This is a genomic window from Erythrobacter sp. HKB08 (assembly GCF_004114695.1).
In the GTDB taxonomy this organism is placed as follows: domain Bacteria; phylum Pseudomonadota; class Alphaproteobacteria; order Sphingomonadales; family Sphingomonadaceae; genus Parerythrobacter_A.
The window spans coordinates 2,448,893-2,465,577 of record NZ_CP035310.1 but is presented as its reverse complement, the minus strand read 5'-3'; the positions used below and the strand labels follow the sequence as shown (position 1 = coordinate 2,465,577).

13 protein-coding genes are annotated in these 16,685 nt (G+C 62.8%); 7 read left to right on the top strand and 6 right to left on the bottom strand.

Features of this window, described 5'->3' with window-relative positions; genetic code table 11:
* The first annotated feature begins 3 nt into the window (after window positions 1-3).
* From EO245_RS11940 to EO245_RS11930, 3 genes are all read left to right on the top strand, one after another.
* Entirely contained in the window at window positions 4-819 is an 816-nt protein-coding gene (locus tag EO245_RS11940) for a transglutaminase family protein (protein WP_128893138.1), read from the top strand.
* Window positions 820-871: 52 nt separating this feature from the next.
* Window positions 872-1,615: a proteasome-type protease gene (locus EO245_RS11935; RefSeq protein ID WP_128893137.1), complete on the top strand. Its 744-nt coding sequence runs from the start codon at window positions 872-874 to the stop codon at window positions 1,613-1,615.
* 164 nt (window positions 1,616-1,779) lie between these two features.
* Window positions 1,780-2,400: a response regulator transcription factor gene (locus tag EO245_RS11930; RefSeq protein ID WP_128893136.1), complete on the top strand. Its 621-nt coding sequence runs from the start codon at window positions 1,780-1,782 to the stop codon at window positions 2,398-2,400.
* Here the strand turns inward: EO245_RS11930 and EO245_RS11925 are convergent.
* From EO245_RS11925 to putP, 4 genes are all read right to left on the bottom strand, one after another.
* Complete coding sequence (locus EO245_RS11925; protein ID WP_128893135.1) at window positions 2,397-3,059, bottom strand: extensin family protein; 663 nt, start codon at window positions 3,057-3,059, stop codon at window positions 2,397-2,399. The two genes, EO245_RS11930 and EO245_RS11925, sit on opposite strands and share 4 nt — an antisense overlap.
* 66 nt (window positions 3,060-3,125) lie before the next feature.
* Window positions 3,126-3,494, bottom strand: a complete 369-nt coding sequence (locus tag EO245_RS11920) for a VOC family protein (RefSeq protein WP_128893134.1) — start codon at window positions 3,492-3,494, stop codon at window positions 3,126-3,128.
* Between the two features lie 12 nt (window positions 3,495-3,506).
* Window positions 3,507-5,297, bottom strand: coding sequence for a gamma-glutamyltransferase (gene ggt / locus EO245_RS11915; protein ID WP_128893133.1), 1,791 nt, complete (start codon window positions 5,295-5,297; stop codon window positions 3,507-3,509).
* A gap of 10 nt (window positions 5,298-5,307) precedes the next feature.
* Complete coding sequence (gene putP / locus EO245_RS11910) at window positions 5,308-6,777, bottom strand: sodium/proline symporter PutP (protein ID WP_128893132.1); 1,470 nt, start codon at window positions 6,775-6,777, stop codon at window positions 5,308-5,310.
* Here putP and EO245_RS13565 point away from each other — a divergent pair.
* The gene (locus tag EO245_RS13565; protein ID WP_128893131.1) at window positions 6,753-7,442 is read left to right on the top strand and encodes a PAS domain-containing protein; all 690 of its coding nucleotides are present in this window, start codon (window positions 6,753-6,755) and stop codon (window positions 7,440-7,442) included. The two genes, putP and EO245_RS13565, sit on opposite strands and share 25 nt — an antisense overlap.
* Window positions 7,443-7,459: 17 nt before the next feature.
* Window positions 7,460-10,873: a CheR family methyltransferase gene (locus tag EO245_RS11900; RefSeq protein ID WP_128893130.1), complete on the top strand. Its 3,414-nt coding sequence runs from the start codon at window positions 7,460-7,462 to the stop codon at window positions 10,871-10,873.
* Here the strand turns inward: EO245_RS11900 and EO245_RS11895 are convergent.
* Complete coding sequence (locus tag EO245_RS11895) at window positions 10,861-11,232, bottom strand: response regulator (protein ID WP_128893129.1); 372 nt, start codon at window positions 11,230-11,232, stop codon at window positions 10,861-10,863. The two genes, EO245_RS11900 and EO245_RS11895, sit on opposite strands and share 13 nt — an antisense overlap.
* Before the next feature lie 86 nt (window positions 11,233-11,318).
* Complete coding sequence (gene typA, locus EO245_RS11890; RefSeq protein WP_128893128.1) at window positions 11,319-13,139, bottom strand: translational GTPase TypA; 1,821 nt, start codon at window positions 13,137-13,139, stop codon at window positions 11,319-11,321.
* A 245-nt stretch (window positions 13,140-13,384) separates the two neighbouring features.
* On the opposite strand from typA, the gene EO245_RS11885 reads away from it, so the two are divergent.
* Window positions 13,385-16,048 (top strand): TonB-dependent receptor, encoded by a 2,664-nt coding sequence (locus tag EO245_RS11885; protein ID WP_128893127.1) that lies wholly within the window; start codon window positions 13,385-13,387, stop codon window positions 16,046-16,048.
* Between the two features lie 115 nt (window positions 16,049-16,163).
* Window positions 16,164-16,613 (top strand): RDD family protein, encoded by a 450-nt coding sequence (locus EO245_RS11880; protein ID WP_128893126.1) that lies wholly within the window; start codon window positions 16,164-16,166, stop codon window positions 16,611-16,613.
* The last annotated feature ends 72 nt before the right edge of the window (window positions 16,614-16,685 follow it).

Genomic DNA, 16,685 nt, shown 5'->3' with positions numbered 1-16,685 from the left:
ATCATGCGCCTCTCCGTCCGCCATTCGACCCGTTACCGCTTCGCAGAACCGGTTGTGCATGCGCTCCAGCGACTGCGCCTCACGCCCAAGGAGACGCAGGGGCAATCGATCGTCGAGTGGAAGATCACCTACGAGAACGCGCATTTCGAACTCGAATACGACGACCAGCATTTCAACCACACGACCCTGATCGCGGTTGAACCCGGTGCCAGCGTCGTAACGGTGAATTGCGAAGGGCTGGTGGATACCGAGGACAAGGCAGGCGTCATCGGCAAGCATTCGGGCCACCTGCCGCTCTGGGCATTCTGCGGACAGACCAAACTGACACAGCCGGGCTCGGCATCGAAGGCGCTGCTCGAAGGGATCGATCTCGAAGGCGCCGACCCGCTACCGCAATTGCACGAGCTGTCGCGCAAGATCGCCGAAAGCGTCGAGTACAAGACCGGCGAAACCGGTGTCACCACCACCGGCGAGGAAGCAGCCGAGCGCGGGCGCGGTGTGTGCCAGGATCATGCGCATATCTTCATCGGCCTTTCGCGGCTCGCGGGTATCCCGGCGCGCTATGTCAGCGGCTATTTGATGATGAACGACCGGGTGGAGCAGCATGCCACCCACGCCTGGGCTGAAGCGCATATCGAGGGGCTCGGCTGGGTCGGCTTCGATATTTCCAACGGCATCAGCCCCGATCCGCGCTATGTCCGGGTGGCGACCGGGCTCGATTATCGCGACGCGGCGCCGATCACCGGCATCAGCTTCGGAAGCTCGGCGGACGAACTCGAAGTCGACGTCGCAGTGGAACAGCAGCAGATAGATCAGTAAGAGGCCCGCACGGGCTGCATTCCTGCCGCCAGCAACGGAGATTTCGCGGATTATGACCTATTGCGTCGGCATGATGCTCGATAAGGGGCTCGTCCTGATGAGCGACACCCGCACCAATTCGGGCGTCGACAACATTTCCGTGTTCCGCAAGATGTTCCACTGGCAGGTGCCGGGCGAGCGCATGATTGCCGTCATGACGGCGGGCAACCTTGCCACCACGCAGGCCGTCATCAGCCAGCTCGAAGAACGCACCAAGACGCCGGAAGACCGGCAGAACTCGCTGCTCGAAGCGCCGACCATGTTCCAGGTCGCGAGCGAGATCGGCAAGCTGCTGCAGTCCACCATCGAAGAGCGGCAAAAGGTCAATGGTAGCAACGGCAAGGGCCGCTTCACCGCCTCCATCATCCTCGCCGGGCAGATCGCCGGGATGGAGCCGCGCCTCTTCATGATCTACCCCGAAGGCAACTTCATCGAAGCGAGCCTCGACACGCCCTTCTTCCAGATCGGCGAGACGAAATACGGACGCCCGATCATCATCCGCGGCTACGATCGCAGCATGAGCTTCGAGGATGCGGTCAAGCTGCTGATGGTGTCGTTCGATTCCACGCTCAAGGCGAACCTTTCGGTCGGCCTTCCGCTGGATCTCATGGTCATCGAACGGGATGATTATGCGCCGACCCACACGCGCCGAATCTCGCATGACGACGAGTATTTCCAGGCTATTTCGTCCAGTTGGGGCGATGCGCTGAAGTCGGCATTTCATTCCTTGCCGGACTACAGTTTCTACCAAGGCTGAATTTCCCGTCGTAACACTTCCCGTGTTAAGTGAAGTTAGATCGACTTCGGTGTCGCGGGATTGGCGCAATCGCGTAATTAGCGAGTATAACCAAGGCGATAATACTCCATTATGAGTATTACTACGGATTTAGCGCGGTTGCGTATTGCGCCAGACTTCCGGCCATGGATACGCCCTTCAGGATACACTTCCTCGATCCATCGACCCGCCTCAGGGCCGAACTGGCGAGGATCGCATTCAACCTCGGCTATCACGCGGAAGTCTATTCCGACTTCGCCGAACTCGCCGCATGCAGGCCCGACCAGGGGGTCATCATAGCCCTGGACAATCCGGCAGGCGGCGGGATCGCCCTGCTCATAGCCCGTCTCGAAAAGTCGAATGTGTGGCTCCCCATCGTAGCCATTGCGGAGAACCCGCGAACCTCGGAGACGGTCAATGCGATGAAAGCCGGGGCGATCGATTACCTTCGCATGCCGCTCGACCTCGCGAAGTTCAAAAAGGCGATGGAACGGATTGCGCGCGAAGCGCCCGAACTCGAAGGCGAGCGGCGCAAGATGTTCGACGCGCGCAACCGGATATCGAGCCTGTCCAATCGCGAGCGGGAAGTGCTCGAATGGCTCTCGCTCGGTCGCAGCAACAAGGCGATTGCGCGCGAGCTCGATATCAGTCCCCGCACCGTCGAAATTCACCGGGCGAACATGATGGCCAAGCTGGGCGCAAAACATGCTGCCGAAGCTGTCAGGCTGTCGATAGAGGCGCGGATCACGCCCTCGCAGGCGGCCTAGCGACAGTAACCGCCGCCGGTCGCTTCGAGATGGAAGTGATCCTCGTGCGCCGCGTTGTAATCCGGACCGAGCACAGTCCCGAAGCGCTTGCAGGCACTCTGCTGGACGACGCGCAGGAAGCGGCGTTCATTCGCGTTTGCGCCGTTCCAGTCCTGCTTCACGCTGATCCGGCGACCGTCTGCCAGCACGAAGCCGGCCACGTCGATCGCCTCCGCCGTTGCGTGGGCGGAACGGCGCGAGGAGCCGGCGACATTGCGGCAGGAATAGCTGCCATAAGTCTCGATCCGCTCGAGCGGGCTGCCCAGGATCTGGCGCGCGGCACGATCGACGCCGAAACGCGCCCAGCCGGCGAGAGCGTTTGCCGTGGGGCAGGTCACCGGTCCCATGTTCGACAGGCCGAAGGCGTTGCTGTCACCTGCGAGCCGATCGATCGTCACCGCATTGAGCGTCGAGCAGCCGGCACCGAAATATTTGTCGGGCTGGGCCGAAAAGCGTGCACCCGTCTGGCCCAGTTCCGACAGGCACTGGCGCGTCGCGGGCGAGGCGGCGATCGGCTTCGTCACCACTCGCTGCGGCGCGGTCGCCTGACGCTCTTCGGGCAACAGGTTGCATGCGCCGAGCGCAAGGCAGGAAAGAAGAATGGCGATGTTCCGTCCCATGGCTGCAAGCCATGACAGGAAGATGGTTAATTTCGTCCTAACGCCGCGCGTTGCCTGACCGCTCGGTCAGGGTGCTTCGACCTGCTCCCACAGCTCGATTTTCACCCCGTCGGGATCGAGGATCCACGCGAATTTCCCGTAACCCTCGTCGACGCTGTCGAGGACTTCGACACCCTTGCTCTTCAGCTGGTCCACCATGCCGTCGAGATCGTCGACGCGCAGGTTGATCATGAAGCTGCCCTTGCCGGGCTTGAGGTACTGGTCGTCCTTGAAGTGGCTGATAAGCGAGTAGGGCTTGTCGCCGGTTTCTTCCGACCAGTTCAATTGCGGCCCGTAGTCGCCATCGATGCCGAGGGTGTCGCGATACCAGGCGCGCGTCGCCTCGGGGTCCTTCACAACATAGAAGACCCCGCCGAGCCCGGTAACTTTCGCCATCTTACCCTCCTGTCAGAAGCCCTGCGCCTGGCCGTCCTTCCGCATTTCGGTCGCGCCGGTCATGACGCCGGTTTCCGGATCGCGCGCGATCGCCTGGTAGCCGCCGAACATGATGCCGTTGTCGATCACCTCGACCTTGTGGCCCATCGCGCGCAGCTTTTCGATTGTCGCTGCCGGAATGCCCGGCTCGACGAACAGCGTGCCGAGCGGATCGGCCGAGGGGCCGGTGAGGGCCTCGGTCGGCTGGCGGCCGCCGTCATGGTTGATGCGCGCCGCGTCCCCCGCTTCCTGCAGGTTCATGCCGTAGTCGACGATGTTGATCAGCACCTGCACATGACCCTGCGGCTGCATGCCGCCGCCCATCAGGCCGAGCGTCATATACGGCTTGCCGTCCTTCTTCACGAAGGCGGGGATGATCGTGTGAAAGGGCCGCTTGCCCGGTTCGTAGGCGTTGGGATGCGCCGGATCGAGGCTGAAGAGCTCGCCGCGATCCTGGAACATGAAGCCGAGGCCGTCGGGCGTCAGCCCGCCTCCCATGCCGCGATAGTTCGACTGGATCAGGCTGACCATCAGCCCGTCCTTATCGGCAACGGTGAGGTAGGTCGTATCGCCCGGACCTTCGAGCTTCGGTTCGCCCGGTCCGAATTCGGGCGTTGCCCTGGCCGGATCGATCAGCGCGAAACGCTCGCGGCCATATTCCTCGCTCAGCAGCTCCATGGGAAGGGGCGCGAAGTCGGGATCGGCATAGAAGCGCGCGACATCGGCATAGGCGAGGCGCTTTGCTTCGGTGATGTAGTGGATGACTTCCGGCGAGCCGCGGTCCCACTGCGCGAGGTCAATGTTCTTGAGGATGTTGACCATCTGCAGCGCCGCGAAGCCCTGCGTGTTGGGCGGCAGTTCGCACAGCTCGTAGCCCTTGCGATAGCTGACGCAGGCCGGTTCGACCCACTCGCTCTCGTGAGCGGCGAAATCCTCCAGCGAGAAGGCCGAGCCCTGTCGCTGCAGGTAGTCGACCATCACCTCGGCAAGATCGCCCTTGTAGAACGCGTCGCGGCCCTGTTCGCCGATAGTTTCGAGCGTGTTCGCAAGGTCGGGGTTCTTGAAAATTTCCCCGGCCTCGGGCGCGCCGTCCGCAAACCACGTCGCACGCGCGTTCGAGAAATCGAAACCGTAGCGCTCCTCATTGGCGGTGTAGGCGCGCAGGGACCGGTCGAGATACATCGCGATGACCGGCGCGACCGGATGGCCCTCGCGGGCATAGCGCACGGTCGGGACGAGCACTTCGCTCATCGGCTTGGAGCCGAAGCGTTCGCTCATCTCGAACCATGCATCGACCGTGCCGGGGATCGTGACCGGCAGCGGGCCGACCGGGGGCAGGGCGTCCGCATCGCCCAGCTTTTCCTTCAGCTGCTCGAGCGTCTGGCCCTTGGGAGAGCGGCCCGAACCGTTGATGCCGTAAAGCTTGTCGGTCTTGGGATCGTAGATGATCGCGAACAGGTCGCCGCCGATCCCGTTTCCGGTCGGCTCCATCAGGCCGAGCGCCGCATTGGCCGCAATCGCCGCGTCGACCGCGTTGCCGCCGCCCTTGAGGATGTCGAGCGCGATCTGCGTCGCCAGCGGGTGCGCGGTCGCGGCCATGCCGTGCTGCGCGATGACGGGACTGCGCGCCCAGTCCTTGCCGATGGGCCTGCCACCCGCGCCGATCGTCTCGGACGGACCGATCGCCTCCTCGCTGGTGCTGTCCTGCGCGGTTGCAGGAAGGGCAGTGCCGGCTAGCAAAAGTGCGGCGGCGATCAAGCGCATATCGGTCTCCTCAAGCCTCTGCGGGCGTATCCTCTGCGGTAAAGCGGCTCACAAGCACAATCGCAAGCCATGCAGCAATGAAGCCCGGAATGATTTCGTAGACGCCCGGACCGCCGAGGAACTCCCCATTCCAGCCCAATGCAATCCACGCCATGACCGTTCCCGCGCCGACCACGAGCCCCGCCAGCGCGCCCGAGCCGGTCATCCGGTCCCAAGTGAGCGAGAGGATAATAAGCGGGCCGAATGCCGCGCCGAAGCCGGCCCATGCATTGGACACGAGGCCAAGAACCTGGCTGTCCGGATCGGATGCGATGGCAATGGCGCCGAGCGCGACCAGCAGTACGCAGATCCGGCCGACGTTTACCGCCTCGCGCTCAGAGCAGTTCTTGCGCAGGAACAGGCGGTAGAAATCCTCGGTCAGCGAGCTCGAGGCGACGAGCAGCTGCGAGGAGATCGTGCTCATGATCGCGGCGAGCAGGGCGGCGAGCAGGAAGCCGGTGATGAGCGGGTGGAACAGCAGATCGGCAAGCACGATGAAGATTGTTTCCGGGTCGTCCACCACGATGCCGTTGCGCTCGACATAGGCGCGTCCGGCAAGGCCGACACCGAGCGCGCCGAGCAGCGCGACACCCATCCACGCCATGCCGATGTTGCGCGCAGTCTTCACCGCCTCGACGTTCTTGATCGCCATGAAGCGCACGATGATGTGCGGCTGGCCGAAATAGCCGAGGCCCCACGTCACCGCGCTCAGGAAGCCGATCGCGGTCAGACCGTAGGTCAGGCTCAGGAACCCTTGCTGCGGTACGGCTGCGATGCTCTCGCCCGAAGCGCCGCCTTCGCCGAACATGACCAACAGCGGCATCAGCACCAGCGCGACGACCATGATGCAGCCCTGGACGAAATCGGTCAGGCTGACGGCGAGGAAGCCGCCGACCATGGTGTAGGCAAGGACGACGCCCGCCGTGATCCAGAGGCCGGCCATGTAGGGATCGCCCCAACCGGCGACCATCGGCGCGAAACTCGTCTCGAACAGCTTGCCGCCGCCGACCAGACCGGCTGCCGTATAGACAGAGAAGAACACGACGATGACGATGGCCGACACGACGCGCAGAGCGACGGCCCGGCTGGGAAAGCGGTTCGCGAGGAATTCCGGGATGGTGAGCGCATTGCCGTAGGTCACCGTCTGCTCGCGAAGGCGCGGGGCGACGACGATCCAGTTGACCAGCGCGCCGATGAACAGGCCGATGCCGATCCATGCCTCGACGAGACCTGCGGCATAAAGAGCGCCCGGCAGGCCGAGGAGGAGCCAGCCCGACATGTCCGACGCACCGGCCGACAGCGCCGCGACCGCGGGGTGGAGATTGCGCCCGCCGAGCAGGTAGCCTTCGCTATCCTCGGTCGACTTGCGCCAGGCATAGAGCCCGATGCCGAGCATCAGGATGAAATAGAGCGCGAGTGAAATCAGTGTTCCTGTTTGCATGGCGCAGGCGGGTAACAGGCTGCACGGCTCGTGGCCACATCATGCAGGGATTTAGGCCCGGCTTCCGGCGCATATCCGATTGGTTTTGCGAGTGTCGCACCGAGCGGCTAACTTTCCCGATCGTGACTCGGTATTTCGATCAAACCGTCCTGCCTGAAGCACTTGGCGCGCTGCTCCAGCGCAGCGGCGTGTCGCTGTCGATTGCCGACTTCACCAGCGACGATTGCCCGCTGGTCGGGGTGAACGAGGCCTTCTGCAAACTTTCCGGTTACGAGCCGGAAGAAATCCTCGGACGCAACTGCCGCTTTCTCCAGCCCGAGGGCGGAGCGGGCCCGGTGCGCGAACGGATGAGAAATTTCCTGACCGACGAGAAGGCCAAGGACGGGAAGTTCCTCATTCCCAACGTCACCAAGGATGGAGACCGGTTTCTCAATCTCGTTTACATGTCGAAACTCACGCGGAACGGTGAAGTCTCGCTCGTCCTGGGCTCGCAATTCGCCGTGGACCTGAAGGCTCCGGAGAGGGGCGATTTGTACGATCGCGCGCTCCAGGCTGACCTGCGGCAACTGAACCTCTTGATAACCGAGCACAATTGGACTGTATTAGGCAGCTTCGAGGCCTTGGCTTCGAGTCATTCGATCATCGCGCAAGCGCGCATGGAATGAATAGGGGAGCGAGCGACATGTCGGGGGAGGGGTTCCCGATCATCGGGATAGGTGCGTCTGCGGGCGGGCTGGAGGCGATCCGTTCGCTGTTCGGCGGCCACAAGGGCAAGACCGGCATGGCCTTCGTCGTGGTCCAGCATCTCGACCCGACGCACGAATCCCTCATGGCCCAGCTGATCGAGCGCTACACCAGCATGCCCGTCTCGCAGGCGACCGGCGGCGAGAAGGTCGTTCCCGACCACGTCTATGTCATCCCGCCCGGCCACGGCCTTGCGCTTGAAGACGGCTCGCTCGAACTGACCGAGTTCAAGGACCCGCGCGGGATGCGCCGTCCGATCGACGATTTCTTCGAGAGCCTGGCGGAAGACCGTGACGGCAATGCCGCCTGCGTCATCCTGTCGGGCACCGGTGCCGACGGGAGCCGGGGCCTGCGCGCGATCAAGGAGCATGGCGGGCTGTGCATCGCGCAGGACCCGGAAAGCGCGGCTTACGACGGCATGCCGACGGCCGCCATTTCCACCGGACTGGTCGACGTGATCGCAAGCCCGGCGGAGATGATCGATGCGCTGAAGAGCTTTTTCGAGCGCGCACCGTTACACGAAAATTTTCTCAACGAGTCAGGTGAACTGACCGACCATCTCGAAGATCTTTGCAGCATCGTGAGGGACACGAGCGGCCACGACTTTTCGCGCTACAAGAAATCGACTTTGCTCAGGCGTATAGCGCGGCGAATGCAGCTGCTCGGGGTCGACAGGCCTGCTGATTACCTCTCACGCCTGCGGGAAGACGAGAGCGAGTGCAGCGCCCTGTTCCAGGATTTGCTGATCAATGTGACGCGATTTTTCCGTGACCGCGAGCAGTTCGAAGCCCTCAACGAACTGGTGATCGAGCCCCTCGTCGCCCAATCGAAAGATCAGGACGAACTGCGCGTTTGGGTGCCCGGCTGTTCGAGCGGCGAGGAAGCCTACACGATCGCCATGCTCTTCGCGGCGGCGGCGCGGCGCCAGCGCAAGAACCCCTATGTCCAGATTTTCGCGACCGACATCGACGAAAAGATGCTCGAGATCGCGCGGTCCGCCACCTACCCGCTGGCGGCGCTGGAAGATATCCCGATACCGATGCGCGACCATTACACGGTCGGCGGGACTGATCGCTTCACCATTGCTGCGCACATTCGCGACATGGTCCGTTTCAGCCAGCACAATGTCGTGCGCGATCCGCCGTTCTCGAAAATCGACCTGATTTCCTGCCGCAACGTCCTGATCTATTTCAACGAGTCGCTGCAAAAGTCGATTATACCGCTGTTCCATTTCTCGCTCGGCGACGATGGTCGCCTGTTCCTTGGCTCATCCGAAGCGATAGGACGCTTCGAAGACTTGTTCGAAGTCATCGACCAGACTTCGCGCATCTTTCGCCGCAAGGATGTCCAGAGCCGGTATTCGCTGCAACTGGCCGGCGATACACGCAAGCCTCACAAGCGGCTGGGTGCACCCGCCGGGGAGGAGCGCCGTCCGCGCGCGAACAGCGCCGAGATCATGGCACTCCAACTCGTTGCGCGGCGCTATGCACCGGTCTCGCTTCTCGTCGACAAGGAGGGCATGCTTCTTGAGCGCTGGGGGGCGGCAGGTCGCTACCTCGACTTCCCCGAGCGCCTCGAGCGTAATGTGCATGTTCCGTCACTGGCGCGTCCGGGCCTGCGCGAACTGATTGCACCGCTGATCCGCAAGGTCTCGCAAAGCCAGCGCCGCGCCGGGGCGAACGACGTGCAGATCCGCACGGATTTCGGCACCCTCGGTGCTCGCGTGATTTGCGAGCCGCTGGAGGAGGGTTCTTTCCTCCTCGTCATCGAGGATACCAGCCCACTCGAAGTCGGCGAGACCGATTTTGACGAGTTCGACATGGAGGATGGCCAGACCCAGTTCCTGGAAGAGGAACTGCAGGCCACCCGCCACCGGCTTCGCAGTACGATCGAGGAACTCGAGACGACCAACGAGGAGCTGAAAAGCTCCAACGAAGAAATGATGTCGATGAACGAGGAGCTCCAGTCCACCAATGAGGAGCTGACCACGGTCAACGACGAGCTGAAAAACAAGGTCGACCAGCTCACCGTCGCGAATGCCGACCTCAAGAACTTCTTCGACAGCACACAGCTTCCGGTGCTTGTCGTCGATGGCGACTTGCGCCTGCGCAGCTATACCGAAGCGGCGACCGAGCTGTTCCAGGTCGATCAAACGCATATCGGAGAGATGCTGGGCGACCTGCCGAACCAGTTGGCGGGTGGCGAATACATCGAGGTCGCCGCCAGGGCGTCTCGGCGTGGCGAAAATCAGAACGCACGGGTCACGTTGGTGAAGGACCAAGCCGAATATATGTTGCGCGCGGTTCCCTATCGTCAGCTGGACGACAAGATCGACGGCGCGACACTCGTCTTCACCAATGTGACGGAAGCACTGTCGCTGGAACGCGATTTGAAGCAGGAGCGGGAACGCCTGCGCCTTGCACTCGACGTGGCGAAGATCGGCGTTTGGGAATACGAGCCGGCGACCGATATTACCGTTCTCGACGAGATGGAACGCACGCTTCTCAATATCAAGGACGACGATGCGGGCGACCGGATGGAGCCGATCCTCGCAGCGCTTCCGCCCGAGGATCGTGATCGGGTCAACCTATCTCTTCGCAGGGCGATGGACGGCGAACGTGATTTCGACGAAGTCTTCCGCGTACCTCTCGACGATGGCGGCCTGCGCTGGCTGCACGGGCTCGGCCGCCTGATCGAGGCATACGGTATTCGCAAATTCATCGGTGTGACCTTCGACATCAGCGCCGAACGCAGTGCCCTCGAACAGCGCGAGCTGATGATCCGCGAAATGAACCACCGGGTGAAGAACCTGTTTTCGGTCATCAGCGCGATGGTCTCGATCGCTGCGCGCGATGCCGATGACATCCAGGACTTCGCCGAACAATTGCGCGGCCGCATATTCGCGCTCGGCCGTTCGCATTCGCTGACCACCAGCGGCGCGGATGGTGACGGGGGGACGGTGAGCCTGAGAAGCCTGATCGAGACCGTTGTCCTACCGAGCAAGTCGTCCCAGACGGTCGATCTTAAGGGCGATAGCGTAGTCATCCCGAACAGCCAGATCACCTCGCTCGCCCTGATCCTTCACGAATGGGCGACGAATTCGACCAAGTATGGCGCCTTCGCGAACGAGAACGGCAAGCTCGAAGTCGAGTGGTCACAGAGCGGCGATTCGATCGTGCTGGACTGGGCTGAAAAGGGCCGCGCCGATGTCGACGAGAGCCAGAACAAGGCTGGTTTCGGCACCCGGCTCGTCAGCACGGCGACGCGGCAGCTGAACGGGACGATGACGACCGACCAGGCCGACGACACCTATTGCATGAAGCTCACGTTCCCGCTCGCTCAGGCGGACTGACGACGGCTGCTCGCGGAAAGCGCGCAATCGAGCGCGCTGGAAATGTCTGAGGGCGAGGCCGGCTTGTCGATATAGCGGCTGTCGGCGAACTCGCCCCTGAGTTCCTGGTGGTTCCGGTTGGCGCTGATGAAGATGATCGGGCAACCGCGGTTCTTCACCTCGCGCGCCAGCGGCCACACCGGGGTCCCGCCAACGTCGATATCGAGCAATGCCACGTCCGGCACGCCCTGTTCCATGCACGCGAAAGCGTCCTCGATATTGGTGCTGTCGCACACAACATCGTGGCCCATTTCTTCGATTGTCACCGTTAGGTCGAGAAGCACGAGGGCCTCGTCGTCCACGATCATGACATCCGCCATGCAGAACTCCTTGCACGCCAAACTGGCGAGAAAAGAGTAGGTTCCTGAAGACGAACCGATTTTGCCGGCGGTGTCCTTCGGCGGGATTATTCCGCCGACTTGCGCTTCGCCTTCTTGCGCTCGTGCGGGCAGAGGATCGCCTTGCGCAGGCGAATGCTTTCCGGCGTGACTTCAACCATTTCGTCGTCGTCGATGTAGGCGATCGCCTGCTCCAGCGTCATGACGCGGGGCGGAGTCAGCTTGATCGCATCGTCCTTGCCGCTCGAACGGAAGTTGGTCAGCTGCTTCGACTTGAGCGGGTTGACCTCGAGGTCTTCCGGCTTGGCGTTCTCGCCGATGATCATGCCTTCGTAGATCTTCGCGCCGCCGCCGATGAACAGCTCGCCGCGGTCTTCGAGGGCGAAGAGCGCATAGGCGGTCGCTTCGCCGCTGGCATTGGAGATCAGCACGCCGTTGATGCGGCCTTCGATCGGGCCCTTGTAGGGGCCGTACTTCTCGAACAGGCGGTTCATGATGCCCGTGCCGCGCGTGTCGGACAGGAACTCGCCGTGGTAGCCGATGAGGCCGCGCGAGGGGGCGCTGAAGGTGATGCGGGTCTTGCCCATGCCCGAGGGGCGCATCTCGGTAAGCTCGGCCTTGCGGCGCTGCATCTTCTCCACGACCGTGCCCGAGTGTTCGTCGTCGACATCGATCACGACGGTCTCGTACGGCTCCATGCGCTGGCCGTCTTCCTCGCGATAGAGCACGCGCGGACGGCTGATGCCCAGCTCGAAGCCTTCGCGGCGCATCGTCTCGATGAGGACGCCGAGCTGCAATTCGCCGCGGCCCGCCACTTCGAAGCTGTCCTTGTCGGCGCTCTCGGTGATGCGGATGGCGACATTGGTTTCCGCTTCACGGAACAGGCGGTCGCGGATGAGGCGGCTCGTAACCTTGCTGCCCTCGCGCCCGGCGAGCGGGCTGTCGTTGACGCTGAAGCGCATGGCGAGCGTCGGCGGATCGATCGGCTGGGCTTCGATCGGGGTGGTGACCGACGGATCGGCCAGCGTGTTGGCGACGGTTGCCTTCTCGAGACCCGCGAGCGCGATGATGTCGCCCGCCTGTGCGCTTTCCACCGGAACGCGCTCGAGGCCGCGGAAGCTCATCAGCTTGGTCGCGCGGCCCGTCTCGATGACCTTGCCGTCGCGGTCGAGCGCGTGGATCGGGTCGTTGATCTTGATCGTGCCCGACTGGACGCGGCCGGTCAGCACGCGGCCCATGAAGTTGTCGCGGTCGAGCAGAGTGGCAAGGAAGGTGAACTTGCCGGTGGTGTCGAGGCCGGGGGGCGGCACGTGGTCGACGATGCGCTGGAAGAGCGGGTTGAGGTCGCCTTCACGCACGCTGTCTTCCTCGCCCGCATAGCCGTCGCGGCCCGAGGCATAGAGCACCGGGAAATCGAGCTGGTCGTCGTCCGCGTCGAGCGAAACGAACAGGTCGAAGACTTCGTCGAGGACTTCCTGCGGACGGCCGTCCGGACGGTCGATCTTGTTGACGACGACGATCGGGCGCAGGCCGAGGGCAAGCGCCTTGCCAGTCACGAACTTGGTCTGCGGCATCGCGCCTTCAGCGCTGTCGACCAGCAGGATGACGCCGTCGACCATGGAGAGGATGCGCTCGACCTCGGCGCCGAAGTCGGCGTGGCCCGGGGTGTCGACGATGTTGATCCGCGTGCCGTTCCATTCGACGCTGGTGCACTTGGCGAGAATCGTGATCCCGCGCTCTTTTTCCAGGTCGTTGGAATCCATCGCGCGCTCGTCGATCCGCTGGTTCTCGCGGAACGTGCCGGACTGGCGGAAAAGCTGGTCGACAAGGGTGGTCTTGCCATGGTCGACGTGGGCGATGATCGCCACGTTGCGCAGGTCTGCGGACATCGTATTCGAGCTCTCGATAAGGGGGTGCGCGCATTGTGCAGCGCAATATCGCGGCGCCCCTAGCCGAGCCTTTCCGCTAGGGCAAGCGTGGCGAGGTGTGACGCAGTAGCAACACACCGCTCAATCACCCGAAAACACGCAGTAAATTGCTTGTATGAGCGAAAAGGGCATTTTATTCGCGCACCCAAGCGGTCGCCCTCTCCTCCCTTCAATACGCGGCCGCATGGAAGAGGATTGAGTACTCCATGAAAAAGACTGTTACCGGATTCACCGGCTCGTCGCGCTATGCGATGCTCGTCGGCCTCGCTGCCGTCGGCTTCGGCATGCCCAGCGTTGCTGCCGCTCAGGACGGCCAACCCGACACCGCGACCGACACGGTCGTCGAAGAGAACGAAGAGTTCGACACCAGCAACGCGATCATCGTCACCGCGACCAAGCGCGAACAGACGCTGCAGGAAACCCCGGTTTCGGTCAGCGTGACCACCGGCGAAACGCTCGAGCGCGCGGAAATCCGCGACCTTATCGACCTGCAGACCGTCTCGCCGTCGCTGCGCGTCAGCCAGCTGCAGAGCTCGGCCAACACCACTTTCATCATTCGCGGCTTCGGTAACGGCGCCAACAACTTCGGCATCGAGCCGTCGGTCGGTGTCTTCATCGACGGCGTGTTCCGTTCGCGTTCGGCCGGCCAGATCGCCGACATCGCCAACGTCGCCCGCGTCGAAGTCCTGCGCGGCCCGCAGTCGACGCTGTTCGGCAAGAACGCTTCGGCCGGTGTCATTTCGGTCGTCACCCGCGAACCGCAGTTCCAGTTCGGCGGCTCTGTCTCGGCGACCTACGGCAACTACAACCAGATCGTCCTCAAGGGCGATGTGACCGGCCCGCTTAGCGACAGCCTCGCCTTCTCGGTCGACGGCAACCTCAACAAGCGCGACGGTTATGTCGACGTCGTCAATCTCGGCGAAGACATCAACGAGCGCGACCGTTACTCGGTGCGCGGCCAGCTGCTGTTCGACAACGGCGGCCCGGTCAAGATCCGTGCGATCGGCGATTATTCGAAGATCGACGAGCTTTGCTGCTACGTCGGCAACGTCCGCTTCGGCCCGACCTCGCCGCTGGTCTTCGCCGTCGGCGGTGCAGTGGGCAACGAAGACATCTTCGACGACCGCGCTTTCCTCAACATCCTGCCGGAAAACGAGATCGAGAACTACGGTGGCTCGATCCAGGGCGACATCGAATTCGGCGCATTCACGCTGACCTCGATCACGGCCTACCGCGAACTGCGTTCGTTCAACCAGCAGGACGTCGACTTCACCAGCGCCGACATCGTCAATGAACTGCGCGACCAGGCGGTCGACACCTTCACCCAGGAAGTTCGCCTGACCTCGGACTTCGACGGTCCGTTCAACTTCCTGCTTGGCGGTTTCTTCTTCGATGAATCGATCGAGCAGAACTCGGGCCTGACCACCGGTTCGGACTCGCGCCTGTTCTTCGACCTGCTCGCCGGTGCCGGCACGCCGGGTACGCTTTCCGGTGTCGAATTCGGTCTCGGCCTGCCGCAGAACTCGATCTTCGCACCCGGCCCGCTGACCACCGAAGTCTTCACCCTCGACAACCAGTCGTGGTCGGTCTTCGGCACGGTGGACCTCGAAGTGACCGATTGGCTGACGCTGACCGGCGGCTTCAACTACACCGACGACAAGAAGGACTTCGCTCTTTCGCAGGCGAGCTTCGACCCGCTGGCGAATATCAACGTCGTCGATGCCGTGATCGTCGGCCAGATCGCCGGCGCTCTGCAAATCCCGCCGAGCCAGGTGACGCCTGCCGTCATCAATGGTTTCGCGACCAATCCGCAGACCGCTCCGATCTTCCAGCAGATAGCTGCCGCCGCGACGAACCCGCAGCTGAACCCGCTGCTCGGCCTGCAGGCCCTGCAGTTCCAGCCGCCGTTCCTCGCGTTGCCGAATGCCGTCGAACCGGGCCAGACCCGCGACGACGACTTCAGCTACACGCTGCGCGCGTCGGCCGACCTGTCGGACCGGGTGAATGCCTATTTCACCTACGCCACGGGCTTCAAGGCATCGTCGGTCAACCTGTCGCGCGATTCGCGTCCGGCCTTCGGCGATTTCATCCCGGGTCCGTTCGGCAGCACGATCCTCGCGCCGTCCTCGCCGATCCGCGATGCCGGCCTTGCCGTGCCGAACCTCTCGACCGGTTCGCGCTTCGCGGGTCCGGAAGAAGCCGAAGTGTTCGAGCTCGGCCTGAAGGCGAACTTCCCGGGCCTGTCGTTCAACCTTGCGCTGTTCGACCAGACGATCGAGGGCTTCCAGTCCTTCGCCTTCACCGGCACGGGCTTTGCACTCGCCAACGCCGGTTCGCAGTCGACCCGCGGTTTCGAATTCGACGCAACGATCTCGCCGGCCGACCCGCTCGTCTTCACCTTCGCGACGACGTACCTCGACGCGAAGTACGACAGCTTCCCGGGTTCGGCCGTGGGTGACCTTTCGGGCCTCCGCCCGGCGGGTATCCCGGAATGGACGATCGCGACCTCGGCTACCTACACCCACGAGTTCGGCTACTCGGGCAACCGCCTGATCGGCCGCGTGGACTACTACCACGAGAGCGACACGCAGATCCTCGACGGTCTGCCGGACTTCATCGACACGTCGCTGGCCGATCCGTTCGCGCCGGCACGTGAAATCGCGCGCCTCTACAGCCGCGAAGTGAACCAGGTGAACGCATCGCTCACCCTGGCTCTCGACATGGGTCTGGAAGTCAGCCTGTGGGGCCGCAACCTGACGAACGATCGTTACCTGACGACGATCTTCCCGGGTGTCGCCCAGTCGCAGACGATCTCGGGCTATCCGAACGCACCGCGCACCTACGGCGGCACGGTTCGTTTCAAGTTCTGATCCGAACGGATTGACTAAAAAGAAGGGGGCTCCGCGAAAGCGGGGCCCTTTTTCGTTTTACCCTCCGCCGAGATGGCGTTAGGTTCCCTAGCACCAGCAGTGGAGGGACTATTTCATGGTTTATGGGGGATTTTGGATCCGCGTCGTCGCTTATATCATCGACGCGATTATTATCGGTATCGTGCAATACGTCATTGCGATGATCCTCGGGGTCAACATGTTCGACCCTGAAGCGCCGCAGACGGGTGCGAGCACTCTGCTCAACATCATCAGCATCGCGATCGGCGTTGCCTATTTCGCCGGCATGGAAAGCTCGGCCAAGCAGGCGACCGTCGGCAAGATGGCCATGGGCCTGGTCGTGACCGACGTCGAAGGGCGCCGTCTCAGCATCGGCCGCGCTATCGGCCGCTATTTCGCGAAGATCCTGTCTGCACTGATCCTGCTGATCGGCTTCATCATGGTTGCGTTCACCGAGCGCAAGCAGGGCCTGCACGACATGATCGCCGGAACGCTGGTTCTCAAGGGCCAGCCGGGCGAGACTTCGGACCCGGCTGTATTCAGCTGATCCGGGCAAGCTAAAACGCGGATATTTCCGCTTTTATTTGGGGGCCTTTCTTCGGGAGGGCCCCCTTTTGCT